The organism is Actinoplanes sichuanensis (assembly GCF_033097365.1).
GTDB lineage: Bacteria > Actinomycetota > Actinomycetes > Mycobacteriales > Micromonosporaceae > Actinoplanes > Actinoplanes sichuanensis.
The window spans coordinates 11,441,009-11,460,883 of sequence record NZ_AP028461.1 but is presented as its reverse complement, the minus strand read 5'-3'; the positions used below and the strand labels follow the sequence as shown (position 1 = coordinate 11,460,883).

The 19,875-nt window shown below is 70.5% G+C and carries 19 protein-coding genes; 13 read left to right on the top strand and 6 right to left on the bottom strand.

Annotated features, from left to right (window positions below):
* The first annotated feature begins 8 nt into the window (after positions 1-8).
* Positions 9-539 (top strand): hypothetical protein, encoded by a 531-nt coding sequence (locus Q0Z83_RS52475; protein WP_317791068.1) that lies wholly within the window; start codon positions 9-11, stop codon positions 537-539.
* Positions 540-589: 50 nt separating this feature from the next.
* On the opposite strand, the gene Q0Z83_RS52470 is transcribed toward Q0Z83_RS52475, so the two are convergent.
* On the bottom strand, positions 590-1,444 hold the full coding sequence (locus Q0Z83_RS52470; RefSeq protein WP_317791067.1) for a sigma-70 family RNA polymerase sigma factor: 855 nt from the start codon (positions 1,442-1,444) through the stop codon (positions 590-592).
* Positions 1,445-1,606: 162 nt separating this feature from the next.
* Here Q0Z83_RS52470 and Q0Z83_RS52465 point away from each other — a divergent pair, with 162 nt between their 5' ends.
* Entirely contained in the window at positions 1,607-3,262 is a 1,656-nt protein-coding gene (locus tag Q0Z83_RS52465; protein ID WP_317791066.1) for a DEAD/DEAH box helicase, read from the top strand.
* Positions 3,263-3,419: 157 nt separating this feature from the next.
* Here Q0Z83_RS52465 and Q0Z83_RS52460 read toward each other — a convergent pair whose 3' ends face one another.
* Both Q0Z83_RS52460 and Q0Z83_RS52455 read right to left on the bottom strand, forming a co-directional pair.
* Positions 3,420-6,212: a helix-turn-helix transcriptional regulator gene (locus Q0Z83_RS52460; protein WP_317791065.1), complete on the bottom strand. Its 2,793-nt coding sequence runs from the start codon at positions 6,210-6,212 to the stop codon at positions 3,420-3,422.
* 83 nt (positions 6,213-6,295) lie between these two features.
* Positions 6,296-6,946 carry a hypothetical protein gene (locus Q0Z83_RS52455; RefSeq protein ID WP_317791064.1) on the bottom strand — a complete coding sequence of 217 codons (651 nt, stop codon included), beginning with the start codon at positions 6,944-6,946 and terminating at the stop codon, positions 6,296-6,298.
* 17 nt (positions 6,947-6,963) lie between these two features.
* Between Q0Z83_RS52455 and Q0Z83_RS52450 the strand changes: the two genes are divergently transcribed.
* Complete coding sequence (locus tag Q0Z83_RS52450; protein ID WP_317791063.1) at positions 6,964-7,137, top strand: hypothetical protein; 174 nt, start codon at positions 6,964-6,966, stop codon at positions 7,135-7,137.
* On the opposite strand, the gene Q0Z83_RS52445 is transcribed toward Q0Z83_RS52450, so the two are convergent.
* From Q0Z83_RS52445 to Q0Z83_RS52435, 3 genes are all read right to left on the bottom strand, one after another.
* Complete coding sequence (locus Q0Z83_RS52445; protein WP_317791062.1) at positions 7,134-8,195, bottom strand: App1 family protein; 1,062 nt, start codon at positions 8,193-8,195, stop codon at positions 7,134-7,136. The two genes, Q0Z83_RS52450 and Q0Z83_RS52445, sit on opposite strands and share 4 nt — an antisense overlap.
* Before the next feature lie 92 nt (positions 8,196-8,287).
* Entirely contained in the window at positions 8,288-8,989 is a 702-nt protein-coding gene (locus tag Q0Z83_RS52440; RefSeq protein ID WP_317791061.1) for a hypothetical protein, read from the bottom strand.
* A gap of 59 nt (positions 8,990-9,048) precedes the next feature.
* Positions 9,049-9,393, bottom strand: a complete 345-nt coding sequence (locus Q0Z83_RS52435; protein WP_317791060.1) for a hypothetical protein — start codon at positions 9,391-9,393, stop codon at positions 9,049-9,051.
* Between the two features lie 97 nt (positions 9,394-9,490).
* On the opposite strand from Q0Z83_RS52435, the gene Q0Z83_RS52430 reads away from it, so the two are divergent.
* From Q0Z83_RS52430 to Q0Z83_RS52385, 10 genes are all read left to right on the top strand, one after another.
* Positions 9,491-10,333 (top strand): NAD-dependent protein deacetylase, encoded by an 843-nt coding sequence (locus Q0Z83_RS52430; RefSeq protein ID WP_378079032.1) that lies wholly within the window; start codon positions 9,491-9,493, stop codon positions 10,331-10,333.
* 155 nt (positions 10,334-10,488) lie between these two features.
* Positions 10,489-11,496 carry a LacI family DNA-binding transcriptional regulator gene (locus Q0Z83_RS52425; RefSeq protein ID WP_317791059.1) on the top strand — a complete coding sequence of 336 codons (1,008 nt, stop codon included), beginning with the start codon at positions 10,489-10,491 and terminating at the stop codon, positions 11,494-11,496.
* Positions 11,497-11,674: 178 nt separating this feature from the next.
* Positions 11,675-13,360 carry an ABC transporter substrate-binding protein gene (locus Q0Z83_RS52420; RefSeq protein WP_317791058.1) on the top strand — a complete coding sequence of 562 codons (1,686 nt, stop codon included), beginning with the start codon at positions 11,675-11,677 and terminating at the stop codon, positions 13,358-13,360.
* A gap of 65 nt (positions 13,361-13,425) precedes the next feature.
* Entirely contained in the window at positions 13,426-14,481 is a 1,056-nt protein-coding gene (locus Q0Z83_RS52415; protein WP_317791057.1) for an ABC transporter ATP-binding protein, read from the top strand.
* Entirely contained in the window at positions 14,478-15,458 is a 981-nt protein-coding gene (locus tag Q0Z83_RS52410; protein ID WP_317791056.1) for an ABC transporter permease, read from the top strand. The genes Q0Z83_RS52415 and Q0Z83_RS52410 overlap by 4 nt, the downstream gene beginning before the upstream one ends.
* Before the next feature lie 4 nt (positions 15,459-15,462).
* The gene (locus tag Q0Z83_RS52405; RefSeq protein ID WP_317791055.1) at positions 15,463-16,503 is read left to right on the top strand and encodes an ABC transporter permease; all 1,041 of its coding nucleotides are present in this window, start codon (positions 15,463-15,465) and stop codon (positions 16,501-16,503) included.
* Positions 16,500-17,477 carry an ABC transporter ATP-binding protein gene (locus tag Q0Z83_RS52400; protein ID WP_317791054.1) on the top strand — a complete coding sequence of 326 codons (978 nt, stop codon included), beginning with the start codon at positions 16,500-16,502 and terminating at the stop codon, positions 17,475-17,477. The genes Q0Z83_RS52405 and Q0Z83_RS52400 overlap by 4 nt, the downstream gene beginning before the upstream one ends.
* The gene (locus tag Q0Z83_RS52395) at positions 17,477-18,796 is read left to right on the top strand and encodes a GH1 family beta-glucosidase (RefSeq protein ID WP_317791053.1); all 1,320 of its coding nucleotides are present in this window, start codon (positions 17,477-17,479) and stop codon (positions 18,794-18,796) included. Before Q0Z83_RS52400 ends, Q0Z83_RS52395 begins: the two co-directional genes overlap by 1 nt.
* Positions 18,793-19,617: a class I SAM-dependent methyltransferase gene (locus tag Q0Z83_RS52390; protein ID WP_317791052.1), complete on the top strand. Its 825-nt coding sequence runs from the start codon at positions 18,793-18,795 to the stop codon at positions 19,615-19,617. The genes Q0Z83_RS52395 and Q0Z83_RS52390 overlap by 4 nt, the downstream gene beginning before the upstream one ends.
* Positions 19,618-19,669: 52 nt before the next feature.
* Positions 19,670-19,870 carry a hypothetical protein gene (locus tag Q0Z83_RS52385; protein ID WP_317791051.1) on the top strand — a complete coding sequence of 67 codons (201 nt, stop codon included), beginning with the start codon at positions 19,670-19,672 and terminating at the stop codon, positions 19,868-19,870.
* The last annotated feature ends 5 nt before the right edge of the window (positions 19,871-19,875 follow it).

Below are 19,875 nucleotides of genomic sequence, written 5' to 3'. Positions count from 1 at the left end.
ACCGGGACATGGACAACAGCCACCCGAAGCTCCTGCGCCTGGGTGCCGTGGCCCTCGCCGCGGCCACCACTCTCACCGTCGCCGCCTGCACCGAGGAGGAGAACCCGGAGCCGGCCGGCAACGCCGCCGCCGCGGTCCAGGGCCGGCAGGCCGCCGGTCCCCAGCCGAAGACGCTGGACGGGGCCAAGGCCGCCGCGCAGACCGTGTTCGACAGGTTCAGCGGCGGCGACTTCGCCGGCGCCTGGGACATGTACACGGCGGCCGGCAAGAAGGCGATCACCAAGGACGACTACGTCAAGCTGAACACCGCCTGCTCCCGCAAGGGCCTGGCGATCCAGCTGACCAGCGCCCGGATGGAGGGCGCCGACAAGGCCGTGGTGATCGCGAAGCAGTTGGTCGCGGCCCAGTCGTACACCATGGTCTACGAGCAGGACGCCTGGAAACTGGAGCCGGCCAAGGAGGGCCTGAGCCTCTACAAGATGGGCGCCACCAAGGCGATCGCCGCCCAGAAGAAGGCCGGCACCTGCGCCAACTCATGAGTTTCGGGGGCCCGCCGCGAACCGCGGCGGGCCCCGCTCTCCCGCGATGTCTAGGCGGCCACCACCGGCAGGCCGTCCGGGCCGGTCAGCGCCAACCGGGTCCGCAGCGTGCCCCGGCTGGCGATCTTGTCGTAGTACGCGGCCCGCCGCCGGGCCACACAGCCCTCCTTGGGCGGGTTCTCCGCCGCCAGGGCCGGGTCCAGGTGGGTGTTCAACCCGTCCCGGAGCAGCAACAGCGCCTCGGCTCGCAACTGCGACACCCGGGACTCGCTGACACCGAGTTCGGCGGCGATCTGGGCCATCGGCCGCTCGGCGTAGAAGTAGCCCTCCACCACTACCCGCAGCCGCTCGGGCAGCGCGTCGACCGCGTGCCGCAGGTAGCCGAACCGCTCCCGGCGCAGCAGCATGTCCTCCGGGCCGAGACCCGGCTCGGTGACGATGTCGTCGGCGGTCGCGGTGGCGAAGCCCTGCAGGCTGAAGACCGTCGCGCGGTGCACGTCGCCCTCGCCGTGCTCGATGTCCTCGACACTGCAGCCGAGCTTGTCGGCCACCTCCTGCACGGTCGGGGTCCGGCCCAGCTCGGCCATCAGCTCCTCACGGGCCGAGTCGGTACGTCGGGCCCGCTGCCGTACCGAGCGGCTGGCCCAGTCCAGACCACGTAGCTCGTCCAGCAGCGCGCCGCGGACCCGGGCCGCCGCGAACCGCGGGAACGGCACACCGCGCTCGGGGTCGAATCCGCGGGCCGCCGCCACCAGCGCGGCATAACCGGCGGACAGCAGATCGTCCCGGTTCACGTGCGAGGGAACCCGGGCCAGCATCTCGCGGACCAGGTGCCCGACGAGCGGCATGTTCGCCCGGACGATGTCCTCGCCACGCCGCTCGATCGCAGGTGTCTCAACACTCATCGGGGGTCTCCTCAGGTACCGGCCGGTCAGGGGGGATGTCCGGCGCTGAGGAGAAAGATGGGGCGCGCTGAGTGCGGACCGGTTCGCCTTCGGGTGCGAAGCGGTTGCAGAGGGTGCCGAGCTAGAATGATCAGTAATCGACCACTCGGAGTTTCCATCTTCATGACTTCCTTCACCGAGCTCGGCGTGCCCGCCGTCCTCAACACGGCGCTCGACCGGCTCGGGATCACCACCCCGTTCCCCATCCAGACGGCCACCCTTCCCGACACCTTGGCCGGCCGGGATGTGCTGGGTCGGGGGCGTACCGGTTCCGGCAAGACGTACGCCTTCGTGATCCCGCTCGTGGCCCGGCTCACCGCCGCGGCCCGCAAACCTCAACCCGGCCGTCCCCGGGCGCTCATCCTTGCGCCCACCCGGGAGCTGGCCACCCAGATCGAGGCGACGCTGCGCCCCCTGGCCGACGCGGCCGGCCTGCGTACCCTCGTGGTCTTCGGCGGTGTCGGGCCCAACCCGCAGATCAAGGCGCTGAAAGCGGGCGTCGACGTGCTGGTGGCCTGCCCCGGCCGGCTCGACGACCACATCCGTGGCGGCCACGCCTCCCTCGACGCGGTCGAGGTGACCGTTCTCGACGAGGCCGACCACATGGCCGACCTGGGCTTCCTGCCGGTGGTGCGGCGGCTGATGTCGCAGACCCCGGCCGGCGGTCAGCGGCTGCTCTTCTCGGCCACCCTGGACAACGGGGTCGACGTGCTGGTGCAGAAATTCATGCGCCGCCCGGTCACCCACCACGTCGACTCGGCCGCCCAGGCACCGATCGAGATGGACCACCACGTGCTGCACGTGCGTGACGACGACCGGTTCGGCATCCTCGTCGAACTGCTCGCGGCGCCCGGGCGGACGGTGGTGTTCACCCGCACCAAGCGGCGTGCCAAGGTGCTGACCCGTCAGCTCAACGCGGCCGGGGTCCCGGCCGTCGAGCTGCACGGCAACCTGGCGCAGAACGCGCGTAACCGCAACCTGTCGGCGTTCTCCGACGGCTCCGCGGGCACGCTCGTCGCCACCGACATCGCGGCCCGCGGCATCCACGTCGACGACGTGAGCCTGGTCATCCACGCCGACCCGCCGGTCGAGCACAAGGCCTACCTGCACCGCTCCGGCCGGACCGCGCGGGCCGGCAACCGCGGCACGGTGATCACGCTGATGACCGACGAGCAGCAGGCCGATGTACGCGATCTGGCCCGCAAGGCCGGCATCCGCCCGGTCACCACCCGCACCCGGCCCGGCGACGCGCTGCTGGCCGAGTTGGCGCCGGGTGAGCGGACCTTCGTGGCACCGGCTCCCCCGGCCGCGCCGTCGACACCGGCCACGCAGTCACGGCCGGCGTCGCCCGAGGACGGCACCGGTTCGGCCGGGCGGTCTCGCTCCCGTCGTCCACGTCGTGGGCGCGGTCGCTCCACTGCGGACGGCGCCACGGCGGCCACCGCGGCGCCCGCGACACCGGCCGCCGGTCAGAACCGGCAGCGCGCCGCGGCCAAACCCGCCGACAACGGGCAGGGTTCTCGTCGGCGGACGTCCGCGTCCGGCTCCGGCCAGGGCCGTGGTTCCGGTTCGGACCATCGCTCCGGTACGCCGCAGCAGCGCACCACTCCGGCCGGCAACGGCACGCGTGCCGCCGCACCACGGACCGCCGCGGCGTCCACCCGTTCCGGTACCTCGGCCTCGCGTTCCGGCACCTCGGCCACGCCGCGTTCCACCTCGGCCGGGGCGGGTGCGGCCGCTTTCTCGGCTCGCGGCGGAGGCCGTCGCGGCGGCCGTTGACCGCCAATCACTGATCGCACCACCGACCGCCGGCCGTCTCCAACGGCCGGCGGTCGCCGTTTCACCCCGCCCAGCCGCGCGCCCTCCCAGAGACCCCGTCCGGCCGCGCGCCCTCCTGAGACCCCGTCCGGCCGCGCGCCCTGCACGCAGGACCTCATCAGGGCTGATGATGGCCGTCTCGGAGGCGGGCCGCCAGCTGGGTGCGGTTGGTGACGCCCAGCTTGGCCAGGGTGTTGCGGACGTGGGTCTCCACGGTTCGTTCGGAGATGTGCAGCCGGGCCGCGATCGCCCGATTGGCCAGGCCCTCGGCGGCCAGCACGGCGATCTCCCGTTCCCGGGCGGTCAGGTCGTCGCGGGACAGGGTGGCGGCCTCGGCGGCGATCGCGGGCAGGTTCAGGCGGCGGGCGATGGCGAGCGCCTTCCCGGCCAGGGTTCGACTACGGTGCGTGTCCGTTTCGTGGACGCTCCGGGCGTACGCCAGAAAAGCGAGTGCGGCGAAAGGCGCGGCACCGGCGTCCCGCTCCAGGGTGATCGCGTCGGTGAAGTGCCGCTCCGCGGCCGCCCGGTCGCCGATCGCGGCGGCGATCGTGCCGAGCGGGCGGGCCAGCACCCCGTAGCAGGCGGTGGTCATGTTGAGGAACCGGTTCGCGAACGGCAGCAACCGTAGGTAGCCGTCGGCGGCCAGATCGACGTCGCCGGTCCAGGCCGCCACCTCGGCCGCGCTCAGCACCACGAACAACTGCCGACTGTCCGGCGGCAGATCCGGCATCATCGTGCGGAACAGGCGGACACAGTCGGCGGCGGTCTCCCGGTCCCCGGCGAGCACCGCCAGCCGGCCGATGTTGGCCGCCGCGATCGGCTCGGCACCGTACCGGGCCGCCGCCTCACGCAGGTCACCCGGCCAGTCGGGCAGCTCACCCGTGAACGGCGCCAGCGAACCGACGAACGCCGAATGCAACTCCCGCATCGGCTGCTCCTCGAACGTCCCGGCCAGCGCGAACGCCTCGTCGGCGGCCTCTCGGGCGGCGACGAGCCGACCGCCGAGGAAACGCCGGGCGGCCCGCGCCCGCAGCAGATGCCAGCGGGCGACCGGCCGGCCGATCCGCTCGGTCAGCACGGCCAGCCCGGACACCTCGGCATCGAAGGATGCCAGGTCACCGAGAGTGAGCAGCCCGTCGAGTCGCCACAGCCGGCCCCACAGTTCGGCGTCGGCCCGCCCGGAGGCGACCGCCAGGTCACGGCTGCGCCGGGCCAGATCGAGCACCTCTTCGGTCGCCGCGTAGGGGTCCAGCACCTCGTGGCGCGCGTGCACCGCGGCGGCGAGCGCACCCGGGTCGCCGATCTGCTCGGCCAGATCCATCGCCTGCCGGCTGACCACCTCGGCCCGCGCATGATCCCTGGTCTCCACCAGCAGATACGCATAGTGCGCTAGCAGTTCGGCGTGGGCGGCGTCCGGATCGCCCGACGGCGACAGGGCCAGGGCGCGTTCGCAGAGGCGCAGGGCCGCGGGAGCGACCTGTCCGCCGTGGCCGCGCACGACCAGGGCCGCGGCCGTGGCGAGTCGCGGATCACCGTCGCTCTCGGCGGTGTCGAGGACGGCGGAGCAGTCGGCGACGGCGAGGGCGAGGCGTCCGTCACGGCAGGCCGCTTCGGCCCGGGCCAGGCGTAGCCACGGGTCGCCCGGCAGCAGATCGAGGGCCTGGCCGAGCCAGGTGGCGGCGGCGTGGTGGTCGAGCCGACGGGTCGCCTCGGCCGCTGCGGCCTCGCAGGCTTCGCGGGCGGCCTGTCGGGACATCTCGTCGACCGCGGACCGCACCCGGTGCCGGGCGGTCTCCTCGGAACGCGCGCCCGACGCGCACAGGACGTCGGCGATCCGGCGGTGGGCGCCGATCCGCTCGGCCCGGCTCAGCCGCGCGTAACACGCCTCCCGGATCAGTTCGTGCACGAACCGCAGCCGGGCCGGCGCCCACGGATCCTCGGCGAGCACCCCGGCCCCGATCGCCTCGGCCAGCAGCGACTCCACGCAGGCATCGGCCGGACGGCCCGGATCGGCGGCGGTGAGGTCGGTCAAGAGGACGGCGTCGACGTCCGGGCCGAGAGCGGCGGCCAGGCCGAGCAACTCGCGGCAGGCCGGGGTGAGGGCCGCGGTGCGACGGCCGGCGAGACGCAACAGACCGTCGGGCAGATCAAGATCGATTGCCGATTCCCGCGGTACGGGCACCAACCTCGCCAGCTCCCGGGTGTAGAGCGGGTTGCCGCCGCCGAGCCGGTGCACCAGCGGCGGCCAGGTGGGGTGTACCGGGCCACCGGCGTGCAGCGTCAGGTAGCTCGCGACGGCCGCCCGGTCCCAGGGCTGCAGGACCAGCGGCACCGGGCCGGCCAGGTCGATGTCGAGGGCGCGAGCGGTCACCACGACGAGCATCGGGATGTCGCTGATCTCCCGGGCCAGGGTGGTCAGCAGGGCCAGCGAGGCGGGGTCGGCCCAGTGCATGTCCTCCAGGACGAGAATCAGCCCGCCGTCACTCCCGGCCGGTGGAGCACACACCGCCGGTTCGAGGCCGTCGGGACAGCGGCGGGCACTCCACCGAAGCGCGGCGGTGCGTAACGCGGCGACCGTGGCGCGGACGGCACGGAACCGGGCGACCGCCGGTGGCTCGCCGGTGTCACCGGTGACGAGAGTCTGCGGTCCGAGTCCGGGCAGCCCGCAGTCGAGCAGGCGCAGCCACGGCCAGAACGCGGGTGCCCCCTCGTCCGGGTCGGCGCGGCCGGTCAACACGACGGCGCGGGCCGCGGTCGCCCGGGACACGAACTCCTCGACCACCGCCGTCTTACCGATACCGGCCTCGCCGATGATCAGCACCACCGCGCCGGACCCGGTGGACGCCTCCGCGCGCAGCCGGTCCAGGGTGGCCACTTCGGCCACCCTGGCGACCAGGCGTGCGGATCCCATGGGCACATCCTGCCGGTGCGGTGGACGCGGAGGACGTACCCGAGCGGGTCTTTCTCGAACGGGCGGTGAGCCGCCCGGGGTCGTCAGATCTCGGGAACGCTGACCGCGATCTCGTCGCCCAGGGCGAAGCCGGCGCAGAGCTCGAGTTCGTCGCCGCTCCAGAAGCGGCCCGGGTCGTACCAGTTGGCCTTGCGGCCGGTCGGCAGCAGGCCCATGTCCTCGTAGGTGACCGCGACCACCTCGGCACAGTACGCCTTCTCCAGGGTGGCCTCGCTCTCCTTGCTCTCCTGCCAGGGCATCCGGATCTGCGGGACCCGGCCGCGCACCCATCTGGCGGCGAGCTGCGACGTCGACGGGAAGGGGGTGCCGTCCAGGCGGGCGACGGTCTTGAGGGCCTTGTCCTCCATCGCCCGGGTGACGCCGGGGTCGAGCTGGCGCAGCCAGCCCCGCTGGCCGTAACGCCGAGCCCAGACGGTGACCGCGTCGCGTAGATCGTGCAGTTGGACGCCGCGCTGGAACCTGCCGGACCACATGTCCGGGAGCGACCTACCGAGCTCGGCGTGCCACATCAGGGGCGGCATGTCGTCGATCACCAGGGACATGCCGACGTGGTTGACCGGGCTGTTGGTGAGGGTCTGGATGGCCCGGTCCGGCCCGGATCGTCCCCGAAAGATCCAGATGTCGCCGGTACGGGTCAGGTCGATGGCCTCATCGAGGCTGAGTTCTGCTCCCACATGTCTATTCTCGGCTGATGCGTTGGTGGAAGATAGCGGGACTGGCGGGGCTGGCGGGAGTCGCGGCGACGGGCGTGGTGGTGGCCCGGGCCGAGCGCAAGCGCCGGGCGTACACACCTGAGGAGATCCGGGGCCGCCTGCATGAGCGGGCGGCCGAGGCAGCGATCAAGCCTGAGCTGGAGAAACCCTAGTTTTTCGGCTTGCGGACGAGCTCTGTGTCGCGCAGCAGCGACCACAGACCGGCACCGTCGGGGGCCGAGAACCAGGTCTTGCCACCGGATGGCACGACCTCGGCGGTCTCCGACGGGCCCGGGATGGCACCGGCGAGCACGGCCTGGGTCGGTGACAGCCGGCGGATCGCCACGGCCGCCACATTTTCCGGGTGCTCGCGGGCGAACTCGGAGTAGATCTCCTGGTCGTGCTGGCCGTCGTCGCCGATGAGCAGCCACCGCACGTCGGGGAACTCCTCGGCGAGGCGGCGCAGTGACTTGCGCTTGTGCTCGCGGCCGCTGCGGAACCAGCGGTCCGGGGTGGGACCCCAGTCGGTGAGCAGGATCGGCCCGGCCGGGTAGAGGTGGCGGCTGAGGAACCGGGTGAGGGTCGGTGCCACGTTCCACGCGCCGGTGGAGAGGTAGACGACCGGGGTGCCGGGATTGGCGTGCACCAGTCGCTCGTAGAGGACCGCCATGCCGGGGACCGCGGCGCGGGCGTGCTCGTCGAGGACGAACGTGTTCCACGCGGCGAGCAGCGGGCGCGGCAGTGTGGTGACCATCACCGTGTCGTCGATGTCGGAGATCACACCGAATTTGACGCCGGGGTCGATGACCCGGATCGGCGCCTCCACCGGGACGGTGCCCTCGGTGGAGAGTTTCGCGCTGCCCCAACCGGGGTCGAGGTCGCCCTTGACGCGGACGTCGAGATAGCCGCTGCGGTCGGTGCGGGCCTCGGTGATCGTGCCGCCGAGCTCGATCCGGACCAGCGCGCTGCTCACCGGGGTGGTGGTGAAGCTGCGCCAACCGCGGACCTTCTCCCGGCGTCGGCGGACCATGCCCGGCCTGGCCAGCAGCACCCGGGCCATCACACGGGCCCAGCCGGGGGCGCCGTAACCGGTGTACGCGGTGATGTACGGCTTCCAGCCGCGACCGCGCAGCCGGCGCTCGACGATCTCGTGGACGGCGTCCTCGATCAGGGCGGCCCGGTGAATCCGGACCACGGGCGAGGATCCACCCGCGGGAGTTATCGTCACCATCGCCTCCTTGCCGTTCCGTACCGCCCGCCCGGCCACGTTACCCGGCGCTTGTCACGGTCCGCTGGGAACGGTCGGCGGATCCAGGGTGGACATCAGGCGGCGGCCGGAAGTTCCGCCGGTGTCCAGTGCTCGGCGAACACCTGCTGCTCGCCGGCCTCGGTGACCGGGCCGTGCAACCGGGCGGCGGCCGCCTCGGCGCGCAGGCCGCGCAGGGTCTCGGCGGCGGCCTCGGCGCTGCGCCAGGTGGCCCGCTCCTTCTCGACGGCCCGCTGGTAAGCGTCGAAGCGGTGCGCCCGGACCGCGTTGAACAGGACCGGCTCCTGCTGGACCGGGTGCAGCCGGGGATTCCAGCCACGGTGCGCGTAGACGTCGTTGAGCTGAGCGATCGACAGGCTCTGGGAGCGGCACAGCTCGGTGGCGGCGCGGTGCAGGTAGCGCTGGCGGTCGACGTTCTCGCCGGGCTTGCGACGGCGGCTCATCAGCGGGAACGCGGTGGTGGCGCCGATCCGGCGGGCGTCGTCGGAGGCCTGCTCGTAGGCGGCCCAGGTCTCGTCGACGGTCTGCTGGGCGGCGAGCCATTCGGTGCGGCGGCGCTCGGCGACTCCGGCGGCCTCGGCGGCGGCCGCCTCCAGCCGGTCGGCGAGCCGGTTCTCCTCGCTCGGCGGTGCCGGTGCGGTCACGCCCCGGGGCAGGGCCGCGACGGCGACCGCGACAGCCAGGACGAGGAGGATGGCGAGCCAGATCACGGTCGCCTGCGGGACCGCGCTCAGAAAGGTTTGCAGGACGGATTCCATGGAGCACCCCAGTGGTAGGTCGATCTACGGCCGGCGGTGACGGGTCCGCTAGGGGCCCGTCAGCGAGCCGGGGGTGCGCGGGGGCCGGTGGCTCCCGGGGTCTCGCCACGCGGGATACGGGTGGTGAACGTCACGGCTGCGGGGGCCTCGGCGGCCTCACCGACCGGCTCCGGCTCGATCCGCTCGGCCTCGTAGACCATCGGGTCGGGGGCCGGCACCTCGGCCGGGGCGACCGCGGCGGCGACCGCCGGAACGGGGGCGGCGGACGCCGCGACCGGGGCCGGAACCGCAGGTCCGGGCAGGCGCAGGGTGACCGCCAGGGCGAGCATGGCCAGCCCGGTCAGGAAACGCAGAATCCGCTGCCCGTCCCAGGGACGAGCGGCCGGCTGCGCCACCGTGATCACGTCCATCAACCTACTCGCCGACCCCTGGGGGCGCATCGGACGAACTCGGCTCCACCACTCGTACGGGTTGCCCGCACGGTCACCCGGACGAGGGACCATGGACGCCATGGACCTCGAGATGGTGGAACAGGTGGCCCGGCTGGACGAGTGGGTCGCCGAGGGCGATGTGGTGGTGCTCAGTGGCGCCGGCCTGTCCACCGACTCCGGGATCCCGGATTACCGCGGGCCGTCCGGGTCGGCCCGGCGCGGTTCGCCGATGACCTACCAGACGTTCACCGGCGATCCGGTGGCCCGGCGGCGCTACTGGGCGCGCAGTCATCTGGGCTGGCGAACGATCGGCGACGCGCGGCCCAACGACGGGCACCGCGCGGTGGCCCGACTGCAGGAGCGGGGTCTGCTGGCCGGGCTGATCACGCAGAACGTGGACGGTCTGCACCAGGCGGCCGGTGCCCGGGACGTGATCGAGCTGCACGGCAACCTGGCCCGGGTGGTGTGTCTGGGGTGTGGCGCGGGTTCCGGTCGCGACGAGCTGGAGGAGCGGCTGTCGGCGGCGAATCCGGGGTTCGCGGCGGTGGCGGCGACCGTCAATCCGGACGGTGACGTGGAGCTGGACGATGCCGAGGTGGCCGGGTTCACCGTGGTGGACTGCCTGGCCTGCGGCGGAGTCCTGAAGCCGGACGTGGTCTATTTCGGCGAGACCGTGCCGCCGGACCGGGTGTCGCGGTCGTTCGCGCTGGTGGCGGGCGCGCGGACGCTGCTCGTTCTGGGTTCGTCGCTGACCGTCATGTCGGGGCGCCGGTTCGTGCTGCGGGCGGTCCGGGACGGGATCCGGGTGGCGATCGTGAACCGGGGTGTGACCCGCGGCGAGCCCTATGCCGACCTGGTGATCGACGCACCGCTCGGGGTGATTCTCCCGAATCTTGCCCCACTTACCGTTTAAGACTGTTTACCGAAGTCGGTTACCGTCTTGAAATCGAAATAGCTCGCTCGGCCCGTTGACGTGACGGCTCTCACTGAGGTTGACTGCCGAAACCGGTCCCGAAACCGGTTCCGAAACCCCGGGGCAATCAACCGGTAGCAACTGAGGGAGCGAGCGTGCCGATCACCATCGCCGACGTGGCGGCCCGGGCGAAGGTCAGCAAGACCACCGTGTCCCGGGTTCTCAACGGCAAGGGTGAGCTGGACGAATCGACCGCCGCGCGGGTCCGCGCGGTGATCGAGGAGCTCGGTTACGTGCCCAGTGCCCGTGCGGTCAACCTGGCCCGCGGCCGCACCCGGGTGGTGGCCATGCTCGTCCCCTCGCTGACCTGGCCGTGGATGGGCGAGGTGGTGCAGGGAGCGGTCGACGTCCTCGAAGCCGAGGAGTACGGCCTGCTGCTGTTCACCTGCAACCGCGGCGAGGACTCGATGCGCCAGTTCGGCGCCCAGGTCGCGGCCAAGTCGTTCGATGGGCTGCTGGTCATCGAGCCGGAGGGCACACTCGACTACATCGCCACCCTGCACGCCCGCGGCCTCCCGATGGTCCTGATCGACGATCGCGACCAGATGTCGGGGCAGATCCCCAGTGTGGGGACGACCAATCACATCGGCGCCGGCGCGGCCGCCCGGCACCTGATCGAGGTGGGCCGGCACCGGCCGCTGATGATCACCGGGCCGTCCCGGTTCGGTTGCACCCAGCAGCGCCGGGACGGGTTCACCGCGGTCTACGCCGACGCCGGCCACCCGGTCGGCGACGAGCGGATCCTGCTCGGCGACTTCACCTTCGAGCAGGGCGCCGAGGGGATCCACCGGGCGATCGCGGCCGGCATCGAGTTCGACGCCGTCTTCTGCCACAACGACGTCTCCGCGGCCGGTGCCATGCAGGCGCTGCTGGAGCACGGTCGGCGGATCCCGGAGGACGTCTCGGTCGTCGGCTTCGACGACATCCCGATGGCGGCGCACACCCAGCCGCCGCTGACCACGGTCCACCAGCCCATGCGCGAGATGGGTGAGGCGGCGGCACGTGCGCTGCTGGCCCATTTCGAGGGAACACCGCTTCCGAACCGCCCGACGATAATCCCGGCGACTTTCACCGTCCGAGAGTCAACGGTCAGCTCCTCCTAGTACGACCCGACACCCGATAACGCATCGACCGGCCGCTGCGACGGCCGGGGATCGGTGGCACCCGGGGCCGGCCGACGGCCGGTCACGCGATGCCGCACGCCCTCGTGGCACCCCTCTCACCCGGTTTCACCTCTCTCACCCCTCTCACCCGCAGATGAATCCTCCGAGGAGAATTTCGATGCAGCGACGCAAGCTCTTCGCGGTCGCCCTGGCCGGCGTGCTGGCCGGTGGCGGGCTCGCCGCGTGCAGCGACTCGCCGAACGCCAACAACAACGCGAACAACGCCAAGCAGGCCGAGTTCCTGTCGATCGGCATGCCGAACGGCACGGTGACCGAGAACAACAACCCGTTCATCGGCACCTCGGCGGGCGCCTCGCTCGGCTACCGGTGGATGATCTACGAGCCCCTCGGCCAGTGGAACAACACCAAGCCGGCCGACCCGCTGACCCCGTGGCTGGCCAGCGAGATCAAGTGGTCCGCCGACTACAAGACCGTCGACCTGACCATCCGGGACGGCGCGACCTGGTCCGACGGCAAGCCGCTGACCGCCGAGGACGTCGTCTACACGTACAACCTCGTGAAGAGCAACGAGGCCCTGAACATCTTCGCCATCCCGTTCGACGCCATCACGTCGGAGGGCAACAAGGTGAAGATCACGTTCACCTCGTCGCAGTTCACCACCCAGCACAAGGTGATCGGGCAGATCCCGATCGTGCCGAAGCACATCTGGGAGAAGATCGCGGACCCGGCCACCGACCCGATCAAGGAGCCGGTCGGCAGTGGCCCGTACGTCCTGAAGTCGTTCAGCCAGCAGGCGACGATTCTCAGCGTCCGTGAGAGCGGTTACTGGCAGGCGCTGCCCAAGGTGAAGGAGCTGCGCTACACCTCCTACGCCGACAACAACGCGATGTCGACCGCGCTGGCCACCGGCCAGGCCGAGTGGAGCTTCGTCTTCATCCCGAACTACCAGCAGACCTTCGTCGCCAAGGACCCGGAGCACTACAAGGTCTGGGCGCCGGGCGTGCTGGGCATCCACGGTCTGTACATCAACACCACCCAGAAGCCGTTCGACGACCCGGCGCTGCGCCGCGCGATGAACATGGTCATCAACCGCAACGACATCTTCGTGCAGGCCGAGGCCGGCTACTTCCACCCGGAGATCAAGAGCGTCACCGGTCTGCCGGAGGGCGCGGGTGACGCCTACATCGCCGACGAGTACAAGGGCAAGACCTTCTCGGTCGACGTCGAGGGCGCCAAGAAGCTGCTCACCGACTCGGGCTACAAGCTGGAGGGCACGACCCTCAAGGACAAGACCGGCAAGCCGGTGTCCATCAAGCTGAGCGACCCGGCCCCGTGGTCGGACTACCAGACCACGCTCGAGATCATCAAGAGCAACCTGGCCGAGATCGGCATCGAGGCGATCGTCGAGAAGCCGAACCAGAACGTCTGGGACGCCAACGTCCAGAAGGGCGACTTCGGCGGCACGATGCGCTGGACCAACGGTGGCTCGACGCCGTTCGACATCTACCAGACGGTGATGGACGGCGACCTGATGAAGCCGATCGGCACCGCCGCCCAGCAGGGCAACTTCGGCCGCTTCCAGAGCCCGGAGGCGACCGCCGCGCTGAAGGCGTACTCCAACGCGACCGACGAGGCGGCCCGTAAGACCGCGCTCGCCACGATCCAGAAGATCTTCGTGGAGCAGGCCCCGATGCTGCCGGTCGGCTCGGACAACGTCGGTGGCGCGTACAGCACCAAGAACTGGGTCGGCTGGCCGTCGGACGCGGACTCCTACGCCCCGATGCAGCCCACGCAGGCCGGCGCTCTGACCGTCGTCCTCAAGCTGCAGCCCGCCAACTCCTGATCGCCCCGCGGGCGCCTCGGTCACCGACCGGGGCGCCCGCCTCAGCATGCAAGAAGGACACCGGCATGACGTCGATCCCGGAAGCCAAGGCGCCGGCCGACGAGGTGGTGCTCGAGGCGATCGGCCTGACCAAGCACTTCCCCGTCCGCCGGCGGTTGCGCGACCTGTTCTCCAACCGGCACGACGCGGTGCACGCCGTCGATGATGTGCACCTCACCCTCCGCCGCGGTCAGGTGGTGGCCCTGGTCGGTGAGTCCGGCTCGGGCAAGTCCACGGTCGCCCGCCTGCTCGCCCAGCTCTACCCACGGACCGGCGGTGACATCCGGCTGCACGGGCAGTCGACGAAGGTCAAGTCGGGCTCGGCGTTCCGCGCCTACTGCGCCCGGGTTCAGATGATCTTCCAGGACCCGTTCGCGTCGCTGAACCCGGTGCACACCATCAGGTACCACCTGACCCGGGCGCTGAAGATCCACGGCAACGCCGGGAAGACCGACGCCGACCTCGAGAAGGCGCTGCACGAGCTGCTCCAGCGGGTGTCGCTCACCCCGCCCGAGCGCTACCTGGACAAGTTCCCGCACGAGCTGTCCGGCGGTCAGCGGCAGCGTGTGGCGATCGCCCGGGCGCTCGGTGCCGAACCGGAGGCCCTGCTCGCCGACGAGCCGGTCTCCATGCTCGACGTGTCGATCCGGCTCGGCGTCCTGAACCTGTTGCGTGACCTGAAGGAACGCTTCAACCTGGCGATCCTCTACATCACCCACGACATCGCGTCGGCCCGGTACTTCGCCGACCAGACGATGGTCATGTACGCCGGCCGGATGGTCGAGGGCGGCGACAGTGAGACCGTCACCCAGTCGCCGGCTCACCCGTACACCCGTCTCCTGATCGACTCCGCGCCGGACCCGGACCGGCTCACCGGTGTGTCCGACGTCGAAGACGAGGACCGCGGCAACGGCGAGCCGCCGAGCCTCATCCACCCGCCCGCCGGGTGCCGCTTCCACCCGCGCTGCCCGATGGCGATGGCGCGCTGCTCGACCGAGACGCCGGTCCCGCTGGAGATCGGTGACGTGCCCGGGCACTGGGCCGCCTGCTGGCTGTACGACTCAAGCGAGGTCGCGAAGTGAAATACTTCCTGCAACGGCTCGCCTTCTACCTGTTCACCGCGTGGGCCGCGATCACCCTGAACTTCTTCATCCCGCGGATGATCCCCGGCGACCCGGTCCAGGCGCTGATCACCAAGTACCAGGGCCAGCTCAGCAGCCAGGCGATCGACTCCCTCTACGTGCTGTTCGGCCTGGACAGGGACGCCAGCCTGTGGTCGGAGTACGTCAGCTACTGGGGGCAACTGCTCTCCGGTGACCTGGGCCTGTCGTTCACGTTCTTCCCGACGCCGGTCTCCGAGATCCTCGCCAAGAGCCTGCCCTGGACGTTGCTGCTGGTCGGCATCACCACGATCATCAGCTTCTTCCTCGGCACCGGCCTGGGCATCCTGGCCGGCTGGCGGCGCGGCTCGTGGACCGACGGTCTGCTGCCGGTCACCACGTTCCTGTCCTCGGTGCCCTACTTCTGGCTCGGCATCATCGCGATCTACCTGCTCACCGGCCCGGACAGCTTCTTCCCGTCATCGGGCGGCTTCGACAACGGCCTGGTGCCGGCCTGGGACCAGTACTTCATCCCGAGTGCCATCCAGCACAGCCTGCTACCCGCCCTGACCATCCTGATCTCCTCGGTCAGCGGCTGGATCCTGAGCATGCGGAACATGATGGTGACCGTGTCGTCGGAGGACTACATCACCGTCGCGCACGCCAAGGGCCTGTCCGACCGCCGGGTGGCGATGAGCTACGCGGCCCGCAACGCGCTGCTGCCGAACGTCTCCGGCTTCGCGCTGTCGCTCGGTTTCATCGTCGGCGGCACGCTGCTGGTGGAGATCGTCTTCTCCTACCCGGGGGTCGGGTTCCAGCTGTTCCAGGCGCTGGGCGCCTCGGACTACCCGCTGATGCAGGGCGTCTTCCTGATCATCACGATCTCGGTGCTGGTGGCGAACCTGCTCGCGGACATCGCGTACCTGCTTCTCGACCCGCGCACCCGCAAGGAGGGCTGAGAGAATGACGATCCCCACCTCAAGCATCGAGCAGGTCATTCCCGGCCAGGGCTCGATGGCCCAGCCCCAGAAGGTCAAGCGCCGCAGCTTCCGCTTCGTGGCCAACAAGAAGGCGGCCACCGGCCTGGTCATCCTCGGCATCTACCTGGTGCTGGCGGTGATCGGCCCGTGGATCACCCCGTACGACCCGGGCGCCCGCGGTAACGACCTGGTCCAGCCGCCGTCGGCCGACCACTGGATGGGCACCACCCACCTCGGCCAGGACGTGTTCAGCCAGCTGCTGGCCGGCACCCGCAGCGTGATCTTCGTCGGGTTCTTCGCCGGCATCGTGGCGACCGTGCTGTCGGTCATCATCGGGGTGACCGCCGGCTACGTCGGCGGCAAGACCGACGAGGTCCTCTCCGCGCTCTCCAACGTCTTCCTGGTGATCCCGGCCCTGCCCCTGATCATCATCATCACCTCCACCCTGGAGAACGCCGAGGACTGGCTGATCGCCCTGGTCATCGGCCTCACCTCGTGGTCCTGGAACGCCCGGGTGCTGCGTGCGCAGACACTGTCGCTGCGGCGTCGAGACTTCGTCGAGGCGGCCCGGGCCAGCGGCGAGCGGACCTGGCGGGTGATCGGTTTCGAGCTGCTGCCGAACCTGACCGCGGTGATCGCCTCCGGTTTCGTCGGCACCGTCATCTTCGCCGTCCTCTCCGAGATCACCCTGGCCTTCATCGGCGTCACCTCGGCCACCACCTGGAACTGGGGCACCATCCTGTTCTGGGCGCAGGGCCAGCAGGCTCTCGCGCAGAGCGCCTGGTGGTGGTTCGTACCGGCCGGTCTGGCCATCGCGATCCTCGGCACCGCACTCGCGCTGGTCAACTTCGGCATCGACGAGTTCGTCAGCCCCCGCCTGCGCAGCGCCGGCAAAACCAAGATCAAGACCGCTTCCGGTCGTACGGTCCGGATGCGCATCGGTTTCACCCCGGTCCTGGACAACCGGGCCCAGCACACCCACGCCACGTCCACGCCGGTGGTGCGGCAGGAGGTCACTCAATGAGCCAGCCGGTGATCGAGATCCGCAATCTCAACGTCGGGTACGGCCTGGGCGACCAAGGGGTCCGCGCGGTCCGTGACGTGAACCTCACCCTGCATCGGGGCGAGGTGCTCGGGCTGGCCGGCGAGAGCGGCTCCGGCAAGTCGACCCTCGCCTACGGGATGACCCGGCTGCTCGCCCCGCCCGGGGTGATCACCGGCGGCGAGGTCATCTACCACCCGGAGCAGGGTGACCCGTACGACGTGCTGTCCCTCTCCGACACCCAGTTGCGGCAGTTCCGGTGGAACGAGACGGCGATCGTGTTCCAGGGTGCGATGAACTCGCTCAACCCGGTGCACAAGATCTCCACCCAGCTCACCGACGTGCTCAAGGCCCATGAGCCGAAGATGAGCGAGACCCAGCGCAACGCCCGCGCCCGGGAGATGCTCAAGCTCGTCGGCATCGCCCCGGACCGGATGGACGCCTACCCGCACCAGCTCTCCGGTGGCATGCGCCAGCGCGTCATGATCGGCATGGCGCTGATCCTCCAGCCGCAGGTCGTGATCATGGACGAACCGACCACGGCGCTCGACGTGGTCATGCAGCGGCAGATCCTCGGCCAGCTCATCGAGCTGCGCGAGCGGCTGGGCTTCTCGGTCATCTTCATCACCCACGACCTGTCGCTGCTGGTGGAGTTCTCCAACCGGATCGCCATCATGTACGGCGGGCGGATCGTGGAGGAGGCGCCGGCCTCGGCCATCTACCGGGACGCGCTTCACCCGTACTCCAAAGGTCTGTTGGGGTCCTTCCCGGCCCTGAAGGGCCCGCGGCGGGAGCTGAGCGGCATCCCGGGCTCGCCGCCCGACCTGAAGGGCATGCCGACCGGGTGCTCGTTCCACCCGCGGTGCCCGAAGGCGTTCGAACCGTGCTCGTCGCAGATCCCGGTGCTCGAACAGAAGGACAGCCGTTCGGTGGCGTGCTGGCTGGTGAACGACTGATGGACTTCACCTGGGGGGTCGCCACCTCGGCCTACCAGATCGAGGGCGCGGCCGCCGAGGACGGGCGGACCGCGTCGATCTGGGACACCTTCGCCCGCGACGTGGTGGGCGAGACCGGGGACGTGGCCTGCGACCACTACCACCGGATGCCGTCGGACGTGCAGCTGATCAAGAGCCTGGGGGTGAACGCCTACCGATTCTCGGTGTCGTGGACCCGGGTCCAGCCGAACGGACGCGGCCCGGCCAACGCCAAAGGGCTCGACTTCTACGACCGGCTCGTGGACGAACTGCTGGCCAATGGCATCGACCCGTGGCTGACGCTCTACCACTGGGACATGCCGCAGGAACTGGAGGACGCCGGCGGCTGGGGAAACCGGGACACCGCCTACCGGCTCGCCGAGTACTCCGAGATGGTCTTCGCTCGTCTGAACGACCGCGTCCGCAACTGGGGCACGGTCAACGAGCCCTGGTGTGTGGCCTATCTCGGCTACGAGTACGGGGTGTTCGCGCCCGGGCGGCGGGAGCCGGCGGTCGCCGCGGCCGCCGCACACCACCTGCTGCTCGCGCACGGCTTGATCGCCGACTCGATCAAGCGGCCGGACAACGACATCTGCATCCCGCTGAACATCGGCACCGCCACCCCGGCCTCGGACGATCCGCTGGACGTGGCGGCGGCGTGGCGGGCCGACGGCAACGTGGCGCGGATCTTCCTCGACCCGCTGAAGCACGGCCGATACCCGGAGGACGTGCTGGCCGACCTGGCCGTCCGGGGCATCGAACTGCCGGTCCGCGACGGCGACCTGGAGATCATCTCCCGGACGCAGATCGACACACTCGGGGTCAACTTCTACTTCGGGCAGGACTTCGCCGGACGCGACCTGGACGGCAACACCGTCGACGCATCCGGGCTGCCGGTGGTGCGGGAGATCAAGCCCGACGTGCCGCAGACCGACCTGGGCTGGCCGATCACCCCGGACCGGTTCACCACGCTGCTGCTCCGACTGCACCGCGACTACGGTTATCCGCTGGTCGTAACCGAGAACGGGGCGGTCTACCCGGACCACCCGGACGCGGACGGCTTCGTCGAGGACACCGAGCGGACCGCGTACCTCGCGGACCACGTCGACGCGGTCGCCGCGGCCCGCGCCCAAGGCGCTGACGTGCGCGGATACTTCGCCTGGTCGCTGATGGACAACTTCGAGTGGGCCGAGGGTTACGCGAAGCGGTTCGGCCTGGTGCACGTCGATTACCAGACCCAGCGGCGTACGCCTAAACGCAGTGCGCTGTGGTTCCGGGATCGCATATCGTCCGCCCCATGACGGACTACCTAGAGATCAACCGTGCGAACTGGGACGAGCGGGCGGCGCCCCACGCGGCGTCGCCCGGCTATCAGGTGCAGAGCTTCGTCGACGACCCGTCCTATCTGAGTGACGTGGTGCGGTTCGACCTACCTCGGCTCGGCGACGTGGCCGGGCTGCGCGGCGTGCATCTCCAGTGCCACATCGGCACCGACACCCTGTCGCTGTCCCGGCTCGGCGCCTCGATGACCGGACTGGACTTCTCCGGGGCGGCCCTGGAGCAGGCCCGGTCCCTCGCGGCCCGGGCCGGCGCCGACATCGAGTACGTCCAGAGCGACCTCTACTCGGCTCGCTCCGCCCTGGATGGCGACTTCGACCTGGTCTTCACCGGCATCGGGGCACTCGGCTGGCTGCCCGACATCAAACGGTGGGCACAGACCGTGGCGTCGCTGCTCGCCCCGGGCGGCCGACTGTTCCTCCGGGAGGGTCACCCGGTGCTGTGGTCGCTCGACTATTACCGCACCGATGGGCTGCTGTCGCTCACCGAACCCTACTTCGAGCAGAAGGAACCGCAGATCTTTGACGAGCCGGGCACCTACGTGGAGTCCGACCACCAGTTCCAGCACACACTCACCCACGAGTGGAACCACGGGCTGGGCGAGATCGTCACCGCCGTCCTCGAGGCCGGGCTCGTGCTGACCGGGCTCGAGGAGCACCAGAGCGTGCCGTGGGAGGCCCTGCCCGGCCGGATGCGCAAACTGGACACCAAGGAGTGGCAGCTCACCGAAAAGCCCGAGCGACTGCCGCACACCTATACCCTGCAAGCCCGCAAGCCCGTTTAGTGATCGCCTCCGCCGGGGTATGAGCCGCTCATCCCCGGTTTGGAGGCTCTCAATGCGTATCGGCGCGGTCATCATCGTCATCTGGCTCGTCCTCGGCGCCATCGCCGCGTACGAGCGGGGCTACTTCTCCGACAGCGAGGACGCCAGCTGCGCGGAGGCCGGCACGGTCATCGTGACCACGGTCGCCGGCCCCCTCAACTGGATGGGCGTCAACCCGAAGATCACCTGTGACGTGCCGGAGCCGAGCAAGTAGGACAC